17 protein-coding genes are annotated in these 17,459 nt (G+C 67.5%); 10 read left to right on the top strand and 7 right to left on the bottom strand.

What is annotated here, in order from left to right; genetic code table 11:
* Positions 1–89: 89 nt before the first annotated feature.
* The 3 genes from QE363_RS07610 (at position 90) to QE363_RS07600 (ending at position 3,889) form a co-directional block, all read left to right on the top strand.
* Complete coding sequence (locus QE363_RS07610) at positions 90–221, top strand: hypothetical protein (RefSeq protein ID WP_309693871.1); 132 nt, start codon at positions 90–92, stop codon at positions 219–221.
* 34 nt (positions 222–255) lie between these two features.
* Positions 256–3,129: a TonB-dependent receptor domain-containing protein gene (locus tag QE363_RS07605; protein ID WP_309693868.1), complete on the top strand. Its 2,874-nt coding sequence runs from the start codon at positions 256–258 to the stop codon at positions 3,127–3,129.
* 97 nt (positions 3,130–3,226) lie between these two features.
* On the top strand, positions 3,227–3,889 hold the full coding sequence (locus QE363_RS07600; protein WP_309693865.1) for a glutathione S-transferase: 663 nt from the start codon (positions 3,227–3,229) through the stop codon (positions 3,887–3,889).
* A 51-nt stretch (positions 3,890–3,940) separates the two neighbouring features.
* On the opposite strand, the gene QE363_RS07595 is transcribed toward QE363_RS07600, so the two are convergent.
* Positions 3,941–4,111 (bottom strand): hypothetical protein, encoded by a 171-nt coding sequence (locus QE363_RS07595; RefSeq protein WP_307104098.1) that lies wholly within the window; start codon positions 4,109–4,111, stop codon positions 3,941–3,943.
* Between the two features lie 126 nt (positions 4,112–4,237).
* On the opposite strand from QE363_RS07595, the gene dapE reads away from it, so the two are divergent.
* Positions 4,238–5,356: a succinyl-diaminopimelate desuccinylase gene (gene dapE, locus QE363_RS07590; RefSeq protein WP_309693860.1), complete on the top strand. Its 1,119-nt coding sequence runs from the start codon at positions 4,238–4,240 to the stop codon at positions 5,354–5,356.
* On the opposite strand, the gene QE363_RS07585 is transcribed toward dapE, so the two are convergent.
* Genes QE363_RS07585 through QE363_RS07575 form a run of 3 tightly spaced genes read right to left on the bottom strand, consistent with a single transcriptional unit; the run spans position 5,334 to position 7,890 of the window.
* Positions 5,334–5,861, bottom strand: a complete 528-nt coding sequence (locus tag QE363_RS07585; RefSeq protein ID WP_309698134.1) for a Smr/MutS family protein — start codon at positions 5,859–5,861, stop codon at positions 5,334–5,336. The two genes, dapE and QE363_RS07585, sit on opposite strands and share 23 nt — an antisense overlap.
* A 25-nt stretch (positions 5,862–5,886) precedes the next feature.
* The gene (locus QE363_RS07580; protein ID WP_309693857.1) at positions 5,887–7,257 is read right to left on the bottom strand and encodes an MltA domain-containing protein; all 1,371 of its coding nucleotides are present in this window, start codon (positions 7,255–7,257) and stop codon (positions 5,887–5,889) included.
* 9 nt (positions 7,258–7,266) lie between these two features.
* A complete protein-coding gene (locus QE363_RS07575) occupies positions 7,267–7,890 on the bottom strand; it encodes a Tim44/TimA family putative adaptor protein (RefSeq protein ID WP_405052658.1) in 624 nt (207 codons plus the stop codon).
* 219 nt (positions 7,891–8,109) lie between these two features.
* On the opposite strand from QE363_RS07575, the gene secB reads away from it, so the two are divergent.
* From secB to QE363_RS07555, 4 genes are read left to right on the top strand one after another with little or no spacing between them, the layout of a single operon-like run.
* Positions 8,110–8,622 carry a protein-export chaperone SecB gene (secB, locus tag QE363_RS07570; protein WP_307104089.1) on the top strand — a complete coding sequence of 171 codons (513 nt, stop codon included), beginning with the start codon at positions 8,110–8,112 and terminating at the stop codon, positions 8,620–8,622.
* Positions 8,623–8,635: 13 nt separating this feature from the next.
* Positions 8,636–10,213 (top strand): murein biosynthesis integral membrane protein MurJ, encoded by a 1,578-nt coding sequence (gene murJ / locus QE363_RS07565; protein WP_309693849.1) that lies wholly within the window; start codon positions 8,636–8,638, stop codon positions 10,211–10,213.
* 8 nt (positions 10,214–10,221) lie between these two features.
* Positions 10,222–11,229 carry a tryptophan--tRNA ligase gene (gene trpS / locus QE363_RS07560; protein ID WP_309693846.1) on the top strand — a complete coding sequence of 336 codons (1,008 nt, stop codon included), beginning with the start codon at positions 10,222–10,224 and terminating at the stop codon, positions 11,227–11,229.
* Positions 11,229–11,795 carry a topology modulation protein gene (locus QE363_RS07555; RefSeq protein WP_309693843.1) on the top strand — a complete coding sequence of 189 codons (567 nt, stop codon included), beginning with the start codon at positions 11,229–11,231 and terminating at the stop codon, positions 11,793–11,795. The genes trpS and QE363_RS07555 overlap by 1 nt, the downstream gene beginning before the upstream one ends.
* A gap of 87 nt (positions 11,796–11,882) precedes the next feature.
* On the opposite strand, the gene dnaA is transcribed toward QE363_RS07555, so the two are convergent.
* The 3 genes from dnaA to mutM all read right to left on the bottom strand — a co-directional run bounded on the left by dnaA (position 11,883) and on the right by mutM (position 15,081).
* A complete protein-coding gene (dnaA, locus tag QE363_RS07550) occupies positions 11,883–13,445 on the bottom strand; it encodes a chromosomal replication initiator protein DnaA (RefSeq protein WP_309693838.1) in 1,563 nt (520 codons plus the stop codon).
* A 469-nt stretch (positions 13,446–13,914) separates the two neighbouring features.
* Complete coding sequence (gene rpsT, locus QE363_RS07545) at positions 13,915–14,178, bottom strand: 30S ribosomal protein S20 (protein WP_007404699.1); 264 nt, start codon at positions 14,176–14,178, stop codon at positions 13,915–13,917.
* An 87-nt stretch (positions 14,179–14,265) separates the two neighbouring features.
* On the bottom strand, positions 14,266–15,081 hold the full coding sequence (mutM, locus tag QE363_RS07540) for a bifunctional DNA-formamidopyrimidine glycosylase/DNA-(apurinic or apyrimidinic site) lyase (protein ID WP_309693818.1): 816 nt from the start codon (positions 15,079–15,081) through the stop codon (positions 14,266–14,268).
* A 79-nt stretch (positions 15,082–15,160) separates the two neighbouring features.
* On the opposite strand from mutM, the gene QE363_RS07535 reads away from it, so the two are divergent.
* Positions 15,161–15,892 (top strand): class I SAM-dependent methyltransferase, encoded by a 732-nt coding sequence (locus tag QE363_RS07535; protein ID WP_309693815.1) that lies wholly within the window; start codon positions 15,161–15,163, stop codon positions 15,890–15,892.
* Between the two features lie 28 nt (positions 15,893–15,920).
* Positions 15,921–17,456 (top strand): 2-polyprenylphenol 6-hydroxylase, encoded by a 1,536-nt coding sequence (gene ubiB, locus QE363_RS07530; protein WP_309693813.1) that lies wholly within the window; start codon positions 15,921–15,923, stop codon positions 17,454–17,456.
* Positions 17,457–17,459: the final 3 nt, after the last annotated feature.

Here is a 17,459-nt window from a genome sequence, read left to right as displayed (position 1 = left end):
TGTCAGCAAATATGACGCTTTTATTGACCTCCTGTCATACGCAGGAATAGCCCCATGAAAACAAGACCATAAAATGGGGAAAGCGTATCATGTCCCGGAATATCCGCTCGCGCGCCTTGCGCGACGTCAGCGCCGTCGCGCTGCTCACCCTGCTTGCGGCCCCCGCCGCCGCGCAGACCCTGCCCCCCAGCGCGCCGGAAAACCACCACCGCGCAGGATAGCCCGGCGGATCAGGACGCGGCGGGCGGCCAGGACGTGGTCGTCACCGGATCGCGCATCGCCCGCCCCGAGTTCGAAACCTTGCAGCCGACCCAGGTCGTGGGCGCGGCGCAGATCGAAAATCGCGGCTATACCAATGTCGGCCAGGTGCTGAGCGAGATCCCCGCCTTCGGCCCTCCGGGCAATAGCGGCGTCGGCGCCCAGTCGTCCTTCGGCCCCGCGCAGACCTTTGTCGACTTTTTCGGTCTGGGCACCCAGCGCACGCTGGTGCTGATCAACGGCCGCCGCTTCGTGTCGTCGAACACGGCCAGCATCTTCGGCCCCGTCTCGGCCGGTACGCAGGTCGATCTGAACAACATCCCGACCACGCTGGTCGATCGGGTCGAGACCGTCGCCATCGGCGGCGCGCCCATCTATGGTTCGGATGCGATCGCGGGCACCGTCAACATCATCCTGAAGCGCAATTACGAGGGGCTTCAGCTCGAGGGCCAGGCGGGCGTCTCACAGCGCGGCGACGCCCCCGACCAGCGGCTGAGCGTGCTGGCGGGCAAGAATTTCGCCGACGGGCGCGGCAACATCACCATCTCGGGCGAGTATAACCGCGTCACCGGCCTGACCTATGCCGATCGCGAAGTGACCGCCGAGGGCCGCTTCTTCGGTACGCCGACCGATACCAGCTCGCCGTTCCAGCGCATCCTCTATCCGTCGCAGCGTTACAGCGCATTCACCGTGGGCGGCGTGCCGTTCAGTGCGGACGACTATCTCGCCCGCCGGTCGGGCATCCGCAACGCGGCGGGCCAGCTGCTCCAGTTCGGCGCGGACGGCACGCTCGTTCCGCTCGACCTGGGCACGCCGATGCGCCAGGGTTACATCAGCAGCGGCGGCAACGGCTTCAACCTGCCGCTCCAGAACAATCTGCTGACCAATTCCGAACGCTATATCGCCAGCGCGCAGGCCAGCTATCAGATCAGCGACCGCATCCGCTTCTTCGGTGAAGCCTGGTACACGCACAGCAAGGGCGTGAACCTGATCGACCAGCCGAATTACAACACCGCGCTGTTCGACGCTGCGGGCACCGCCGACGGCAATATCATCGTCAATCTGGACAATCCGTTCCTGTCCGCCGCCGACCGCGCGACGATCGCCGCCAACCTGCCCGCGGGACAGAACCAATTCTATCTGGGCCGCGCGCTGGCCGACCTGACCACGGGCCGCGCCGAGGCGAAGGTCGAGACCTATCGCTTCGTCGGCGGGTTCGACGGCACGGTGCCGCTGCTCGGCCGCGATTTCAAATGGGAAGCCTCGGGCGTTTATGGCCGTTCGCAGACCGACGGCCGCAATTACGAGCTGGTGCAGCAGAATTTCGCCAATGCGATCGACGCGGTGCGCGATGCGTCGGGCAACATCACCTGCCGCCCCGGCGTCGTGAACGCGACCATCCCGACCGCGAACCAGAGCTGCACGCCCCTCAACATCTTCGGCATCGGCCAGGCCAGCCAGGCGGCGCGCGACTATATCTTCGCGGTCGCCACGCCGCGTTCGGTCAACGAGCAGATCGTGCTCAACGCCAACATCAACGGCCCGGTCTTCCAGCTGTTCGGCAACGACGTCTCGCTGTCGCTGGGTTACGAGCATCGTGAGGAAAAGACCCGCTTCGATCCCGGCACCTATTATTATGGCGAGCCGCAGGCGGACGGCAGCCGCGTCCAATATGGCCGGATCATCCCGATCGACCCGATCCGTGGCAAGTTCCACACCAACGAGGTGTTCGGCGAGTTGGTCGTCCCCTTCGTGTCGAGCAAGAACGAGCTGCGTTGGCTCAAGACGCTCGAGTTCGACGGGGCGGCGCGCTATGTCGACAACTCGCTGTCGGGCGGCGACCTGACCTGGACCGCCGGCGGCCGGGTCGGCTTCTTCCAGGGGCTGACCTTCCGCGGCAACTTCACCCGCTCGATCCGCTCGCCCGCGATCACGGAAGTGTTCAACCCGACCTCGCGCGCATTCGATTCGGGCAGTGATCCGTGTGATGCCCGCTATGTCGGCAATGGTCCCAATCCCGCCGTCCGTCGCGCAAACTGCGTCGCCGCCGGGATCAATCCGGACAGCTTCACATCGAACTTCAGCGACTTCACCGTCCCAGTCACGGTCGCGGGCAACCCGAATCTGCGCAACGAGAAGGCGGACAGCTGGACCGTCGGTGCCATTGCGCAGCCGCGCTTCATCCCCGGCCTGTCGATCGCGGTCGATTGGGTGAACATCAAGCTGAACGATGCCATCGCCTCGCTGGGCGGGACGGACATTCTGAACGCCTGCTACGACTCGTCGAGCTATCCCAACCAGTTCTGCGGCCTGCTGGATCGCGGTGCCGACGGGCAGATCACGACCATCCGCGAAGGCTATTACAACGCCGCCGTGCTGGAAACGGCCGGGCTGCAATCGACCATCGCCTATCGCCTGCCGCTCGACCGGGTCGGGTTGACCGATGCGGGAACCGTCGGCCTGTCGGTCAACTATTTCTACCGCGACAAGCTGCAGACCCAGGTCGGCACCGGCGACATCAACCATAATGCGGGTGAGATCGGCTATCCGCGCCATTCGGGCACCGCGAACCTCACCTATGAGGGCCGCAACTTCAACGTCCTGTTCCAGGGGCAATATACCGGCAAGGTCCGCTTCGACATGGACGAGGCCGCCAATGCCCGCGACGTGAAGGGCGCCAGCGACTGGATGGTGTTCAACACCACGGTCGGCATGAAGGTGAACGAGCAGTTCAACCTGCGCTTCATCGTCGACAATGTGTTCAACGCCCGGCCGCCTTACCCGCTGCCGGTCGGCACCACGGGCGTGCAGCCCTATTATTCGGGCATCATCGGGCGCTTCTTCCGCGTGGCGGCCACCGCCCGCTTCTGATCGGCCCCGGCCGAAACGAAAAGGCCCGTCCGGTTCCCTCCGGGCGGGCTTTTTTGTGTGGTTGCGGCGTCGCGTCGGGCCGGTTACGCCTTGGTCCATGAAGCTGATCATCGGTAACAAGGCCTATTCCTCCTGGTCGCTGCGCGGCTGGCTCGCCTGTCGGCAGTCGGGCATCGCGTTCGAGGAAGTGGTCGTGCCGCTCTATGACGAGGATTGGGACCGCCGCCGCGAGGGTGCCGAGTTCGCTCCCTCCTCGGGCAAGGTGCCGATCCTGTGGGACGGCGAGGCGGTCGTGTGGGACAGCCTGGCGATCATCGACTATCTGGCCGACAAGGTGGGCCGCGACCGTTTCTGGCCCCAGGACGATGCCGCGCGCGCCATGGCGCGGTCGATGGCGGCCGAGATGCATTCCAGCTTCGTCGCGCTGCGCCGCAAGCACAGCATGAACATCCGCCAGGTCTACCCGGCGCAAACGCCCGATGAGGACGTCATCGTCGATCTGAAGCGCATCATGGAGCTATGGGCCCAGGCACGCGCACGCTTCGGCGGCGGGGGCGACTTCCTGTTCGGGGCGTTCGGCGCGGTCGACATCATGTTCGCACCGGTCGTCACCCGGATCGTGACCTATCAGCTGCCCGTCGCGCGCTTCGCCGTGCCCTATATGGACGCGGTGCTGCGCCATCCCTTCATGCAGGACTGGATCGCCGCCGCGCAGGAAGAGGAATGGGTGATCGAGCGGTTCGAGCAGCCGGTGGCGTGACGACCGCCCCCTCCGCTCGCGCCTCGACAGGGCGCGAACGGAGGGCGGAACCTAGCGTGCGGTCGGCCGCACCTCGTTCAGCGGCGCGCGCTGTTCGTCCGCCGGTTCGGCGACGCGCGTGCTGAAGGTGTAGAGCAGGATTCCTGCAATCCCTAGTGCGATCACCAGCCACATCAGCAATCGTCCACCCGCCTTGTGCCCCTTATGATCGGGATCGTTCATCGCATCGCTCCTGTTGTCCGGAGGACAGAACGAAGCCGGACGGCGCAGGGGTCCAAGCCGCTCCCCATGGGCTTTGCCTCAAAGGGGGAATTGCCGAGCGGCCATGCGGTGCCTATGCCGCCGGGCATGACCGATGTTCTCGACCTTGCCCAAGCGCTGATCCGCGCCGACAGCGTCACGCCCGCGATGGGAAGCGTGTTCGACGTGCTGGAAGCAGCGTTGACCCCGCTCGGCTTTGCGGTGGATCGCTTCGTGGCGGGCGAGGCCCCCGACGGTCCGGTCGAGAATCTGCTGGCGACGCGCGGCGGCAGCGGCACCCATCTGGCGTTTGCGGGCCATGTCGATGTCGTGCCCGCGGGCGAGGGCTGGCAGGGCTCGCCCTTTTCGGGGGACGTGCGCGACGGGCTGTTGTTCGGGCGCGGCGCGGTCGACATGAAGGGTGCGGTCGCCGCCTTCGTCGCAGCAGTCGCCGCCTGCCCCGCGACCATCCCTTTGTCGCTGATCATCACCGGCGACGAGGAAGGCCCCGCCATCTACGGCACCCGCGCGCTGATCGACCGGATGGCGGCGCGCGGCATCGCACCCGATCTGTGCCTGGTCGGTGAGCCGACCTCGACCCAGCGGCTGGGCGATATGATGAAGATCGGACGGCGCGGCTCGGTCAATATCTGGATCACCGTGTCCGGCCGGCAGGGCCATGTTGCCTATCCGCATCTGGCCGACAATCCGATCACCCCGCTGATCGCGATGCTGGCGGAGATCGAGGGGATCACGCTAGACACCGGCAATGCCTGGTTCCAGCCGTCGAATATCGAGATCACCGACCTGCATGTCGGCAATTCCGCGACCAACGTCATTCCCGGCTCGGCCCAGGCGCGGCTGTCGATCCGGTTCAACGACGAACAGAGCGGCGAGGCGCTGGTGGCGCGCATTACCGAAATCGCGCACGCCCATGCCCCATCGGCGCAGGTCACCGGCCGCATCTCGGGCGAGGCCTTCCTGACCCAGCCCGGTTCCTTCTCCGCCATGATCGCCGAGGCCATCCGTGCCGAGACCGGGATCGAGCCGGAGCTGTCGACCACCGGCGGCACCTCCGACGCGCGCTTCCTGTCGAAGCTGTGCCCGACGGTCGAGTTCGGCCTGCTGAACGCCACGATGCACAAGGTCGACGAAGCGGTGGCGGTCGACGACCTGCGCGCGCTGACCCGAATCTATGCCAGTGTCATCGCTCGCGCGGGCGCCTGAACACAATATAGAGCGCGCCCAGCCCGCCATGGCGCGGATGGGCGCCCCGGATCGCCGCGATCGCATCGGCATGGCGCGACGCCCCCAGCCAGTCGCTGATCGCCGCACGGATCGCACCGCGCGCATGGGGCCGTTCGCTTTCGGGGCGCGGCGGCTTGCCGGTGACGAGCAACAGCACCCGGTCCCCCCGCGCGATCGCCCGGCCCAGCCCCTGGTCGAGCAGCGCATGCGCCGAGGCCAGCGTATGGCCATGCAGGTCTAGCGAGCTATCGGGCATCACGCTGCCCCGCGACAGCCGCTTGTCCCAACCGCCGTCCAGCGTCTCGCCCGGCCCCTTCTTTGGCGCGGCGGGCGGCGGCGCGGGCTGGCGCAGCGGCGGCACCCGTCCCTTCACGCGAACCTTGGGCGCGCCGGGGGTGTCCTGGAACACCGCCTCCATGCTGGGCGGGGGCGGCGCGGGGCGTGCGGGGACGATGGCGGCGCGCAACGGGCGCACCGTCTCCATCACCCGCGCCCAGAGCTGCGCTTCGTCAGCGTTGAGGGGGCGCACCGGGCGTTCCGCTCCCGCTCGCCAAACCCGCCCGCGCCAGCGTGCCCACCGGCAGCAGCAGGAACGCGGTGCCGCGCGCCGACATGCCGCCCGCGACGCTGCGCGCCGTGTCGCCCGCGCCCCAGAAGGTGTCGAAGCGGTTGGAGCCCTTGATCGCCCCCCCGGTGTCCTGCACGACCCACAGGCCGGTCACGTCCTGCCGGTCCATCGACAGGAAGACCGGCGCGCCCAGCGGCACGAATTTCGGATCGGCGGCGGCGCTGACCTGTCCGGTCACGGCATAGCCCATCGCCCCCTGGGGTGCGCCGTTCAGCTCGCGGAAGAAGACGAAGCTCTTATTCTCGCGCATGATCGCGCGGCCTTCCTCGGGATGCTCGTGCAGCCATGCGACGATGCCCTGCATCGAGGTCTGCCCCGGCCCCAGCAGCCCGCGCGCCTTCATCAGCGCGCCGATGCCGGTATAGTCGCGGCCATTCTGGCTGTCATAGCCGATCCGCATGACCGACCCGTCGGGCTGGCGCAGTCGCCCCGATCCCTGGATCTGAAGGAAGAACACCTCGACCGGATCGGCACCCCAGGCCAGGATCGGCGCACGCCCCTCCAGCGATCCCTGCTCGATCGCGGTGCGGTCGTCATAGGGAACAAGGTTGCTGCCCTGCACCTTGCCGCGCACCTTCTTGCCCTTCAAATCGGTCGAGAAGGCCCCCAGATCGACATCGATCAGGTCGCGCGGCCGGGCATAGATGGGCACGTCATACCCTGCGCGCCGATCGCGCGATCCGGCGATTTCGGGCTCGTAATAGCCGGTGGCGAGCGAGCTGCCGTCGCTGACCTGCACCGCCTCGAAATAGCGTGCGAAGAAGTCGCGGGCCTGCCCAGGCGGTACGCTGGCGGCGGCCTGGCAGGCGGGTTGCCAGTCGGCGCCCTGCGTCAGACCACTGGCATCGGTGCGCCGCATCAGTCCGGGGCAGGACAAGGCAAAGGCGGCGCGCGCGGCCTCCGCCTGCGGCTCGGTGATGGGAAGCGAGGCGACGGGTGGCCCGGCCAGGATACCCGACTGCGCCGCGTTCAGCGCCCCCGCAACGGGCACGACCGGGGTGGCGGGCAGCGGCGTCGCTCCCACGATCCGGGCCGGACCATTGGGCACGCGCGACACGCTGGGACCGCCCGGCTGAACCGCCGCGCCACCGGCACGGGGCCGGACGGGCTCGGGCCGAACCCCATGTCCGCGCGACGGCGCCTCGCCCGCCGCGCCCGGCGGCACGATCCGTCCGGCACAGGCCGCCAAGCTCAACGATAGCGCGACCGTCGCCGCGAGCCTCAGCCCCCTCACCGCTTTCCTGTCCCCCATATGGCCGCGTCAGGCTTCGTCGGTGTCGATGAGCTTCCAGTTCGGATCGCCGCTCTTGAGCGTCCGGGCAAAGGTCCACACGTCGTGCGTCTCGACCGCGTCGCTCAGCGAACCGGCAATGACGTTGCCGTCGGCATCGCGCGTGATCGCGGCGATATCGGCGTCGAAGCGGACGGTGATGCGCGCATCGCGGCCCTGCACCTGCGCGTCGACGATCTTGGCGCTCTCTATACGGATCAGGCGGTTGTCGAGCGTCTGGCCCGCCGCGCGCCGCTGTTCGATCGCCTCGGCAAAGGCGCCCAGCACATCGGCCTCGACCAGATCGGCCAGCGCGTCCTCGTCGCCCTTCCAAAAGGCTTCCAGCGTCATGCGATAGGCCGCCTGCGCGCCGTTCAGGAACTGCGCCACGTCGAAGCCGGACTCGCCCGCGATCACCGCGCGCAGGCCCTGTTCGGCGCGCGGATCGATGTTGCGGTTCATCACCGGCATCGCCGCCTGCGCCGGTTCGGGCGCACGGGGCAGCGTGACCGGCAGGGCCCGATCGTCGGCGCTGCGCGCCAGCGGCTGCTGTTCATGACCGGTGCGCTTGCCCAGCACGCTGTACAGCCTCAGCGCGAGGAAGAGCGCGACCATCGCGAGAAGAACGACGTAGAATAACAACGCAGGCGCCTTTCACTAATAGGGCCGATATAGGCGCGCGGCCCGACAATGGAAACCCGCACGGCCCATGCAAGAGGCCAAGGTTGAATCCCCGTCGACCCGCTGCTACGCGAAGCGGCCATTGGGCCGAACGCGCGAACCCGCCCTTTCGGTTCCCTTTTCCCCTTTATGCTACGCTAGAAGGTATTGACGATGGACGAACAGGGTTTGCCGCAGGGCTTCGAAGCGCCGACCGCCGAGGGTGAGGATGGCGGTCCCGCCGCCGGTCTGATCTCGCAATATGTGAAGGACCTGTCGTTCGAGAACCCGAACGCGCCGGGCATCTACCAGGCGCAGGCCGCCCCCGGCATCGACGTGCAGTTCAACATCTCGGCGTCGCAGGTCGGCGAGGAAGTGCACGAACTGGTCCTGAAGATCGAGGTGCGCGCCGAGTCCGAGGGCAAGACCGCCTTCATCGTCGACCTCAGCTATGCGGGCCTGTTCGGTTTCCGCAACGTGCCGGTCGACCAGATCCAGCCCTTCATGCTGGGCGAAGCGCCCCGCCTGCTCTTCCCCTTCGCGCGCCGCGTGCTGGCCGATGCGGTCCGCGACGGCGGCTTCCCGCCGCTGATGCTGGAGCCGATCGACTTCGCGCAGCTCTATGTCCAGCAGTCCGAGGCGCAGGGCACGGCCCAGCCGAACACGCCGGAAACCGGCCACGCCTGATCCGGACTGATCGATGAATCTGACCAAGGCGCTGGGCTCGGTCGGCGGGCTGACTCTGGCCAGCCGCGTGCTTGGTCTGGTTCGCGACTCGCTGTTCTTCCGCTTCGTGGGCGCGAACTTCGCCTCCGACGCGTTCCAGATCGCGTTTCGCCTGCCCAACCTCTTCCGCGCGCTCTTCGCCGAGGGCGCCTTTTCCGCTGCCTTCATCCCGATGTTCAACCGCAAGGTGGCGGAGGGGGACAAGGCCGCGGAAGGCTCCGGCCTGGCGTTGGGGCTGGCCTTTGCCGAAAATGCGCTGTCGGTGCTGTTGCCCGTCCTGATCGTGATGACTGCGATCGTCGAGGTCGCGGCCTGGCCCGTCACCTGGCTCCAGACCTTCGGCTATGGCGACGGGACGGCCGCGCAGTTCGATTATATCGTGCTGCTCAACCGGCTGACCTTTCCCTATCTGCTGTTCATCAGCCTGGTGTCGCTGCTGGGCGGCATCCTCAATTCGCTGCACCGTTTCTGGGTCAATGCGGCCGCCCCCATCCTGCTCAACCTGACGCTGATCGCGGCCCTTCTGCTGTTCCACGCGCATGATCCGCTGCCCACCGCGCGCAACCAGGCGATCGCGGTGTCGGTCGCGGGCATCCTGCAATTCGTCTGGTTGTGGTGGGCCTGCCGCCGCGCCGGGGTCCGGTTGCGGTTGAAGCGGCCGACGATCAACGACGACGTCAAGCGGCTGCTGAAGCTGATCCTGCCCGCCGCCGCCGGGGCGGGCGCGGTGCAGATCAACCTCTTGATCTCGACCGGGCTGGCCGCGCGCTTCCTGCCTGCAGGCTCCGTCTCCTATATCTATGCCGCCGACCGGCTGAACCAGCTGCCGCTGGGGCTGATCGGCATCGGCCTGGGGACCGTGCTCCTGCCCACCATCTCGCGCCTGCTGGGCGCGGGCAAGGAGGCCGAGGCGATGGAGACGCAGAACCGGGGCATGGAGCTGGCGCTGCTGCTCACCCTGCCCGCCACGGTCGCGCTGATCGTCTGTGGCCAGCCGATCACCGCCGCGCTGTTCCAGCATGGCAAGTTCACCGCGACCAACAGCCTCTATACCTCGCAGGCGCTGGCCGCCTTCTCGATCGGGCTGCCCAGCTATATTCTGGTCAAGGTGCTGACGCCGGGCTTCTACGCCCGCGCCGATACCCGTACGCCGGTGCGCTTCGCCACCCAGTCGATGCTGGTCAATCTGGTGCTGAACCTGATCCTGATCTGGCCGCTCAAGCATATGGGCCCGCCGCTCGCCACCGCGATCGCCTCGACCGTCAATGTCGCGCTCCTCTATCGCACCCTGTCGAAGCGTGGGCATTTCGTCGCTGATGCGCAGCTGCGCCGCCGCGCGTGGCGGATGGGGGTCGCGGCGCTGCTGATGGGCGGGGCGATGGCGCTGCTCAACACGCAGTTCCAGCCCTATGTGACCGGCTCCAACCTCGAACGCTGGGGTGCGCTCCTCCTACTGGTCGCCACCGGCATGCTGGTCTATGCGATGGCCACCTTCGCGACCGGCGCTTTCCGGATCGCGGACATCAAGCGGCTCGTTCGCCGCAACAGTTGAGGACCATCATGCGCGTCGTTTCCGGCATCAAGCCCACAGGCAACCTTCATCTCGGCAATTATCTGGGCGCCGTGAAGCAGTGGGTGGCGATGCAGGACCAGATCCAGGCCCAGGGCGGCGAGACGATGTACTTCATCGCCGACCTGCACGGCCTGACCGAGTGGATCGCGCCCGAGGCGATGGCGGCCAACACGATCGAGATGACCGCGACGCTGATCGCGGCCGGGATCGATCCCGAACGCTCGATCCTGTTCAACCAGACCCGCGTGCCCGCGCATAGCGAGCTGGGCTGGCTGCTCAACAATGTCGCGCGGGTCGGCTGGCTGAACCGCATGACCCAGTTCAAGGACAAGGCGGGCAAGAACCGCGAGGGCGCCAGCGTCGGCCTGTACGACTATCCGGTGCTGATGGCCGCCGACGTGCTGCTCTACAACGCCACCCATGTGCCGGTGGGCGAGGACCAGAAGCAGCATCTGGAGCTGGCCCGCGACATCGCGACCAAGTTCAACAACGACTATGGCCGCGAGGTCTTCACCCTGCCCGAACCGCTGATCAGCGCCGCCGCGCCGCGCATCATGTCCCTGCGCGACGGATCGGCCAAGATGTCCAAGTCCAACCCGTCGGAGATGTCGCTGGTCAAGCTGATCGACAGCGACGACCAGATCGCCGAGAAATTCCGCAAGGCCAAGACCGACCCCGACGTCCTGCCCGAGACGCTGGAGGGGCTGGAGGGCCGCCCCGAGGCGCGCAACCTGATCACCATCTATGCCGCGATGGCGGACCGCGCGCCCGCCGATGTGCTGGCGCAGTTTGCGGGCCAGGGCTTCGGCGCGTTCAAGCCCGAGCTGGCCGACCTGGCGGTCGCGACGCTGGGCCCGATCCGCGAGCGGCTGACCCGGTTGCTCGACGATCGCGGCGAGGTGGGCCGCATTCTGGAACGCGGCGCCGAGAAGGCGCGCGATCTGGCCGCGCCGATGCTGCTCGACGTGCAGCGGACCATGGGCCTGCAAATCTGATGCCCCCCGGCCCCGTCACCCGCATCATGGTGATGGGGCCGCCGGGTAGCGGCAAGTCGACGCTGGCCCGGCAATTGGGCGAACGCCTGGACCTGCCCGTCTGGCACGCCGATGCGCTGTTTCATGGTCCCGGCTGGGTCGCCCGGCCGAGGGAGGCGTTCATCGCCGATCTGGCGGCGATCGCCGCGCAACCCCGATGGGTCATCGACGGCAATTATTCCCATGCCCGCTATGGACCTGCGATTGACGAACGACTGGCGCGCGCGGATCGGATCATCCTGCTCGATCTGCCGCGCCGCGTGACCATGCCGCGTATCCTGCGGCGCGTGGCACGCTATCGAGGGCAGGTCCGGCCCGATAGCGCGCCCGGATGCCCCGAACGGCTGGATCTGGCGTTCCTGATATATGGCTGGCGATGGCGACGCGCCGTGCGGCCGGGGATCGTGCAAGTGCTGGAGCCCGCCGGGGAGCGGGTGATCCGCTATAAGCGGGCACCAGAGTTGGATCGGGTGTTGACGGACCTTGGGGATGCGAACGCGCGTGGCCTTCGACTTCGCTCAGGCTGAACGGCTGTTGGAACAGGGCTTGTTTCCCTCGCTCCGTTCAGCCTGAGCGAAGTCGAAGGCCACGCCCCCACCCCGCCCGGCGGAACCTCAGCCCTCCAGTTCCTTCATCAGCACCCGCACCGCATTGTCGATATCGCGGTCGGTATCGCGCAGTTCCTCGATCTTGCGCACCGCATAGATCACGGTCGAATGGTCGCGCCCGCCGAACTTGCGGCCGATCTCGGGCAGCGAGCGGGTGGTCAGGCGCTTGGCGAGATACATGGCGATCTGGCGCGGACGCGCGATCGCGCGGGCGCGGCGGGCCGAGACCAGGTCGAGCGGCTTGAGCTCGAAATGGCGGCTCACCAGCTTCTGGATCTCGTCGATGGTGATTCGCCGCTGGGCACCGCGCAGCACCTCGCCCAGCGTCGCCACCGCGAATTCCAGGTCGATCTTGTCGCCGGTCAGCTGCGCATAGGCGACGACGCGGTTCAGCGCGCCCTCCAGCTCGCGGATATTGCCGCGAATCCGCGAGGCGAGCAGGTCGAGCACGTCGTTCGGGACATTCTCGGGCAGGTCGGCGACCTTGCGGTTCAGGATCGTGCGGCGCAGCGTCAGGTCGGGCGCCTTGATGTCGGCAACCAGCCCGGCGCCCAGGCGACCGATAATGCGCGGCTCCACCCCGTCGAGCGACTGGGGCGAACGATCGGCCGAGATGACCAGCCGCTTGCCCGCGCCGACCAGCTCGTTGACGGTGTGGAAGAATTCCTCCTGCGTCGAATCCTTGCCCGCGATGAACTGGAGATCGTCGATCAGCAGCAGGTCGGCCGAGCGCAGCCGCGACTTGAAGCTGTGCGTGTCGCGCGCGCGCATCGCGGCGACGAAATCGAACATGAACCGCTCGGCCGACATGCACAGCACGACCGCCTCGGGATGCGATTCGAGAAAGGCATGCGCGATGGCATGCATCAGGTGGGTCTTGCCCTGCCCGGTGCCGCCATGGAGGAAGAGCGGGCTGAACCGCGGCGGACCCGGTTCGGCCAGCGACAGCGCGGCGTTGAACGCGACCCGGTTCGACGAATCGACCACGAATCGGTCGAAGGTCAGGCGCGGGTCGAGCGGCGGGCGGTCGCTCGTCACCCGAATCGCCGGCGCGGCGGTGGTCGCGGGAGCGGCCTCCTGCGCGACCGGATGCGGCGCGGCGGCGGGGGCCGCACGCGGCGCGCGGGCCCGCGACGGCGCAGGCGGCGCGGCCACCGGCTCGGCCGGAACCGCGAACAGCGACGGCTGCTCGGCGGACGGCGCGGCCTCCTCGACACGCGGCGCGGCGACCGCACGCAGCGGGGTCACGACGTCGAGCGTGTCCGCGCTGGTCAGCCGTGCGGTGCGGCTGGGGGCGCGGGTTTCGATGACGACCGAGCGGACCTCGGGCAGCACCGCCTTGAATTCCAGATGGAGCCGGTCCGCATAATGGCTGCGCACCCAGTTGGTCGCAAAGGCCGAGGGAAGCGCCAGGCGGACCGTATCGGGCTCATCGCCCTCGATCAGCTCCATAGGCTTGAGCCACTGGTCGAACAGCCGCGCCCCTGCCGATTCGCGCAGGTTCGCGCGGACGCGCGCCCAGGCACGAGCCTGGTCCGACGTCGGTCGCGTTGCCTGCCAATTCGTCACCCGCGCACTCCATACTCACCGGCCGCCGCTGACGGCCGACCCTGTTTCACTTGGCGACAGGACATCCCTGGAGCGAATCGAGGGGATTCGGCCCGGTCCTGTCACCTTGCTATTTCCATGACGCGGCGACGTAACGCCGCTGCTGGGATACCGATTATGAGCCATGGTGGGGTCTGATCAAGACCGTGTCCGGCCATAAATCTGAAATAAACCGGATTGACAGGCAAAAGCCCGCAGAAACCCGTTCAATTATCTCGCAACCCACTGAAATCATTATAAATTAACCAAGGCGCACGAAAGCCTTCCCCGGACCCGATCTAGTCGAATCGCGGAGAATCCTAGGGTTCGGCAAAGCGCGGATTTGTTCCCGCCGCCCGATACGGAATCGATGCGTTAACCCGGGACAGGCGCACGAAAAAACCCGCCGGGGGACCGCCCCCGGCGGGTTTCGTTCGTCGCTTTGAAAGGCTTAGGCCAGCGCGGCGATGCGCTTGGTCAGGCGCGAGAACTTGCGCGCCACGGTGTTCTTGTGCAGCACACCCTTGGCAACGCCACGCGCCATTTCGGGCTGCGCCGCGGCCAGAGCGACCGTCGCGGTTTCCTTGTCACCGGCGGCCAGGGCGGCTTCGACCTTCTTCACGAAGGTACGGATGCGGCTGACGCGGTTGCCGTTGATGACGGCGCGACGTTCGTTGCGACGGATACGCTTTTTGGCCTGCGGCGTGTTCGCCATGAAAACCTCTAAATTTCGATCAAAAGGAATAGCGGCGCGACGCACCAGCTTTGAAGCCGCGCCCCTTAAACCTTGGCGGGACGGTCGTCAACTCCGCTGGCAGGTCGCACACCAGAAAGTCGACCGCCCCGAATCGGTCCGGCGCCGGACGATCGCCCCGCATTCGCAGGCCTCGCCCTCGCGACCATAGACCCGCCACTCCTTCGAAAAATAGCCCAGTTCGCCATCGGGGCGGACATAATCGCGCAGCGACGACCCGCCCGCCAGGATCGCGGCCTCCAGCACCGCCCGGATCGCCTCGACCAGCCGCACGAGTCGCGTCCGCGAAATCTGCCCGGCCGCGCGCCCCGGCGTGATCCGCGCCATGTGCAGCGCCTCGCACACATAGATATTGCCCAGGCCCGCGACGATTCGCTGGTCGAGCAGCATCGCCTTGATCGGGGCCGCGCGCCCCTCCAGCGCCGTCGCCAGATAGTCGGCGGTGAAGTCGGGGCCCAGCGGCTCGGGCCCCATGGCGAGGAACGGCGGATAGCCCGCGAGCTGGGCGGTCGGCCACAGGTCGATGAAACCGAATCGCCGGGGATCGTTCAGCGCCAGCCGCCGCCCCGCCCCCGTCTCCAACAGCAGATGGTCATGGACCAGCGGCTCGCCCGGATCGATCCGCCAGCGGCCCGACATGCCCAGGTGGAAGACCATGGTATCGCCCCGATCGGTGTCGATCAGGCCGTATTTGGCGCGACGCCCCAGCGCCGTGACCGTCGCGCCCGTCATCCGCTGGCGCAGCTCGGCGGGGAACGGGCGACGCAGGTCGGCGCGGCGCGGCTCGACCAGCGTCAACCGCTCGCCCGCCAGCACCGGCGTCAGGCCGCGCACGGTGGTTTCGACCTCGGGAAGTTCGGGCATCGTCCCTCTGAATGGCTTTCGTCGCCCAAACAGCTAGGTAGCGTTTGCCCCGCCAGCAAGGCCGGGCTAGGGCAAGTCCATGAGCGATACCGTCTCCTTCGGCTATGAAGATGTGCCCCGCGACGAGAAGGCTGCCCGTGTCGGCGGGGTCTTCACCAACGTCGCCTCCAAATACGACCTGATGAACGATGCCATGTCGGGCGGCATGCACCGGCTATGGAAGGATCGCTTCGTCCGCCGGGTGAAGCCGCGCGCCAGCGACCAGATCCTCGACATGGCGGGCGGCACGGGCGACATCGCCTTCCGCCTGGCCGAATCGGGCGCCAGCATCACGGTCGCCGACATCAATCCGGCGATGCTGGAAGTCGGCATGAAGCGCGCGCAGGATCGCGGCATCGACGGCCTGGTCTGGACCGAGGCCAATGCCGAGATCCTGACCTTCCCCGACAAATTCTTCGATGCCTATACGATCGCGTTCGGCATCCGGAACGTCACCGACATCCCCGCCGCGCTCAAGGAAGCGCACCGCGTGCTGCGCCGTGGCGGACGCTTCTTCTGCCTGGAATTCTCGACCACCGTCTGGCCGGGCTTTTCGGAAGTCTATGACGCCTATTCGCACAAGCTGGTCCCCAAGCTGGGCCAGATGCTGGCGGGCGATGCCGACAGCTATCGCTATCTGATCGAATCGATCCGCCGCTTCCCCGACATGCCGACCTTCGAGCGGATGATCCGCGAGGCGGGCTTCGTCGAGACCAAGGTCGAACCGATCATGGGCGGCCTGGTCGCGATCCATTCGGGCTGGAAGATTTGATGCAGCCAGGCATGGGCGGGTACGCCCTGTGACCCAGCCGGTGGTGCATCTCTGGCGTCTGCTCAAATGGGGGCGGACGCTGGCGCGGCATGGCGCGCTGCGGGGTATCGAGCGCGATCCCAACACGCCCGCCCCCGTGCGGCGGCTGGCGCGCGTCGCGCGATTCGGCGCACGCGTGCCCGTCCAGCCCGCCTATGCCGATGCCTTCCAGGCGATCGGCCCGGCGGCAATCAAGCTGGGCCAGACGCTGGCCACCCGCCCCGATCTGGTCGGCGAAGAGGCCGCGCAGGATCTGCTGCGGCTCCAGGACCAGCTGCCCCCTGTCCCCTTCGCGACGATCTGCGCCGCGATGGAGGCCAGCATGGGCCGCCCGCCCTCGCACTTCTTCAGCTCGATCGAGGAGACGCCGGTCGGGGCCGCCTCGATCGCGCAGGTGCACCGTGCGGTCACGACCGATGGCCGGACGGTCGCGGTCAAGGTGCTGCGCCCCGGCGTGGAGGAGGACTTCACCCGCGCCATCGACACCTATCAATGGGCCGCCGCGCAGGTCGAGGGGATGAGCGGCGAGGCCGCCCGGCTCCGCCCACGCCTGACGGTCGAGAATTTCCGCCGCTGGACGCTGCGCGAACTCAACTTCCGGCGCGAGGCGGCCTCCGCCTCCGAACTCGCCGAGGCGATGACCGCCGAGCCCGATTTCATGGTGCCGCAGATCGACTGGGCGCGCTCGACCGCCAAGGTGCTGACGGTCGAATGGATCGACGGGATCAAGCTGTCCAACCGGCAGGCGCTGGTCGAGGCGGGGTACGACCTGCCGCACCTAGCCCAGACGCTGGTACGCGCCTTTCTGCGCCAGGCGATCGCGGAGGGCTTCTTCCATGCCGACATGCACCAGGGCAATCTCTTCGCCCTGCCCGGCAACAAGATCGCCGCGATCGACTTCGGCATCATGGGCCGGATCGACCGGCGCGCACGGGTCTGGCTGGCCGAGATCCTCTATGGCCTGATCACCGGCAACTATAAGCGCGTCGCGGAGATTCATTTCGAGGCGGGATATGTGCCCGCGCACCACAATGTCGCCGAGTTCGCCACCGCCCTGCGCGCGGTGGGCGAGCCGATGCGCGGGTTGCCGGTCAAGGACATGTCGATCGGCATGATGCTGGACGGCCTGTTCTCGATCACCCGCGATTTCGACATGGTGACGCAGCCGCATCTGCTGTTGCTGCAAAAGACCATGGTGATGGTCGAGGGCGTGGCGACCAGCCTCGACCCCGATATCAACCTGTGGGACTCGGCCGCACCGTTCGTGCGCGAGTGGATCCGCACCGAGCTGGGCCCCGAGGCCAAGATCGCCGATCGCCTGATCGAGGATGTGCAGACGCTCGCCCGCCTGCCCGAACTGGTCCGCCGGATCGAGGCGCGCTACCCCGCGCCGGGTGGCGAGCCGCCCGCCCCGCCGCTCAAGGAGATCGAGGTCGTGCGGATCGGCGGCGGCTGGCGCTATGCGCTGCTGTCCATGGCCTCGGCCGCGGTCGGGGTCGCGGCAACACTGGCCGTGCTCCGGTAGGAA

The organism is Sphingomonas sp. SORGH_AS_0870 (assembly GCF_031453175.1).
Lineage (GTDB): Bacteria > Pseudomonadota > Alphaproteobacteria > Sphingomonadales > Sphingomonadaceae > Sphingomonas.
The sequence above is the reverse complement of the archived record's forward strand: the minus strand, read 5'-3'. Positions and strand labels throughout refer to the sequence as shown.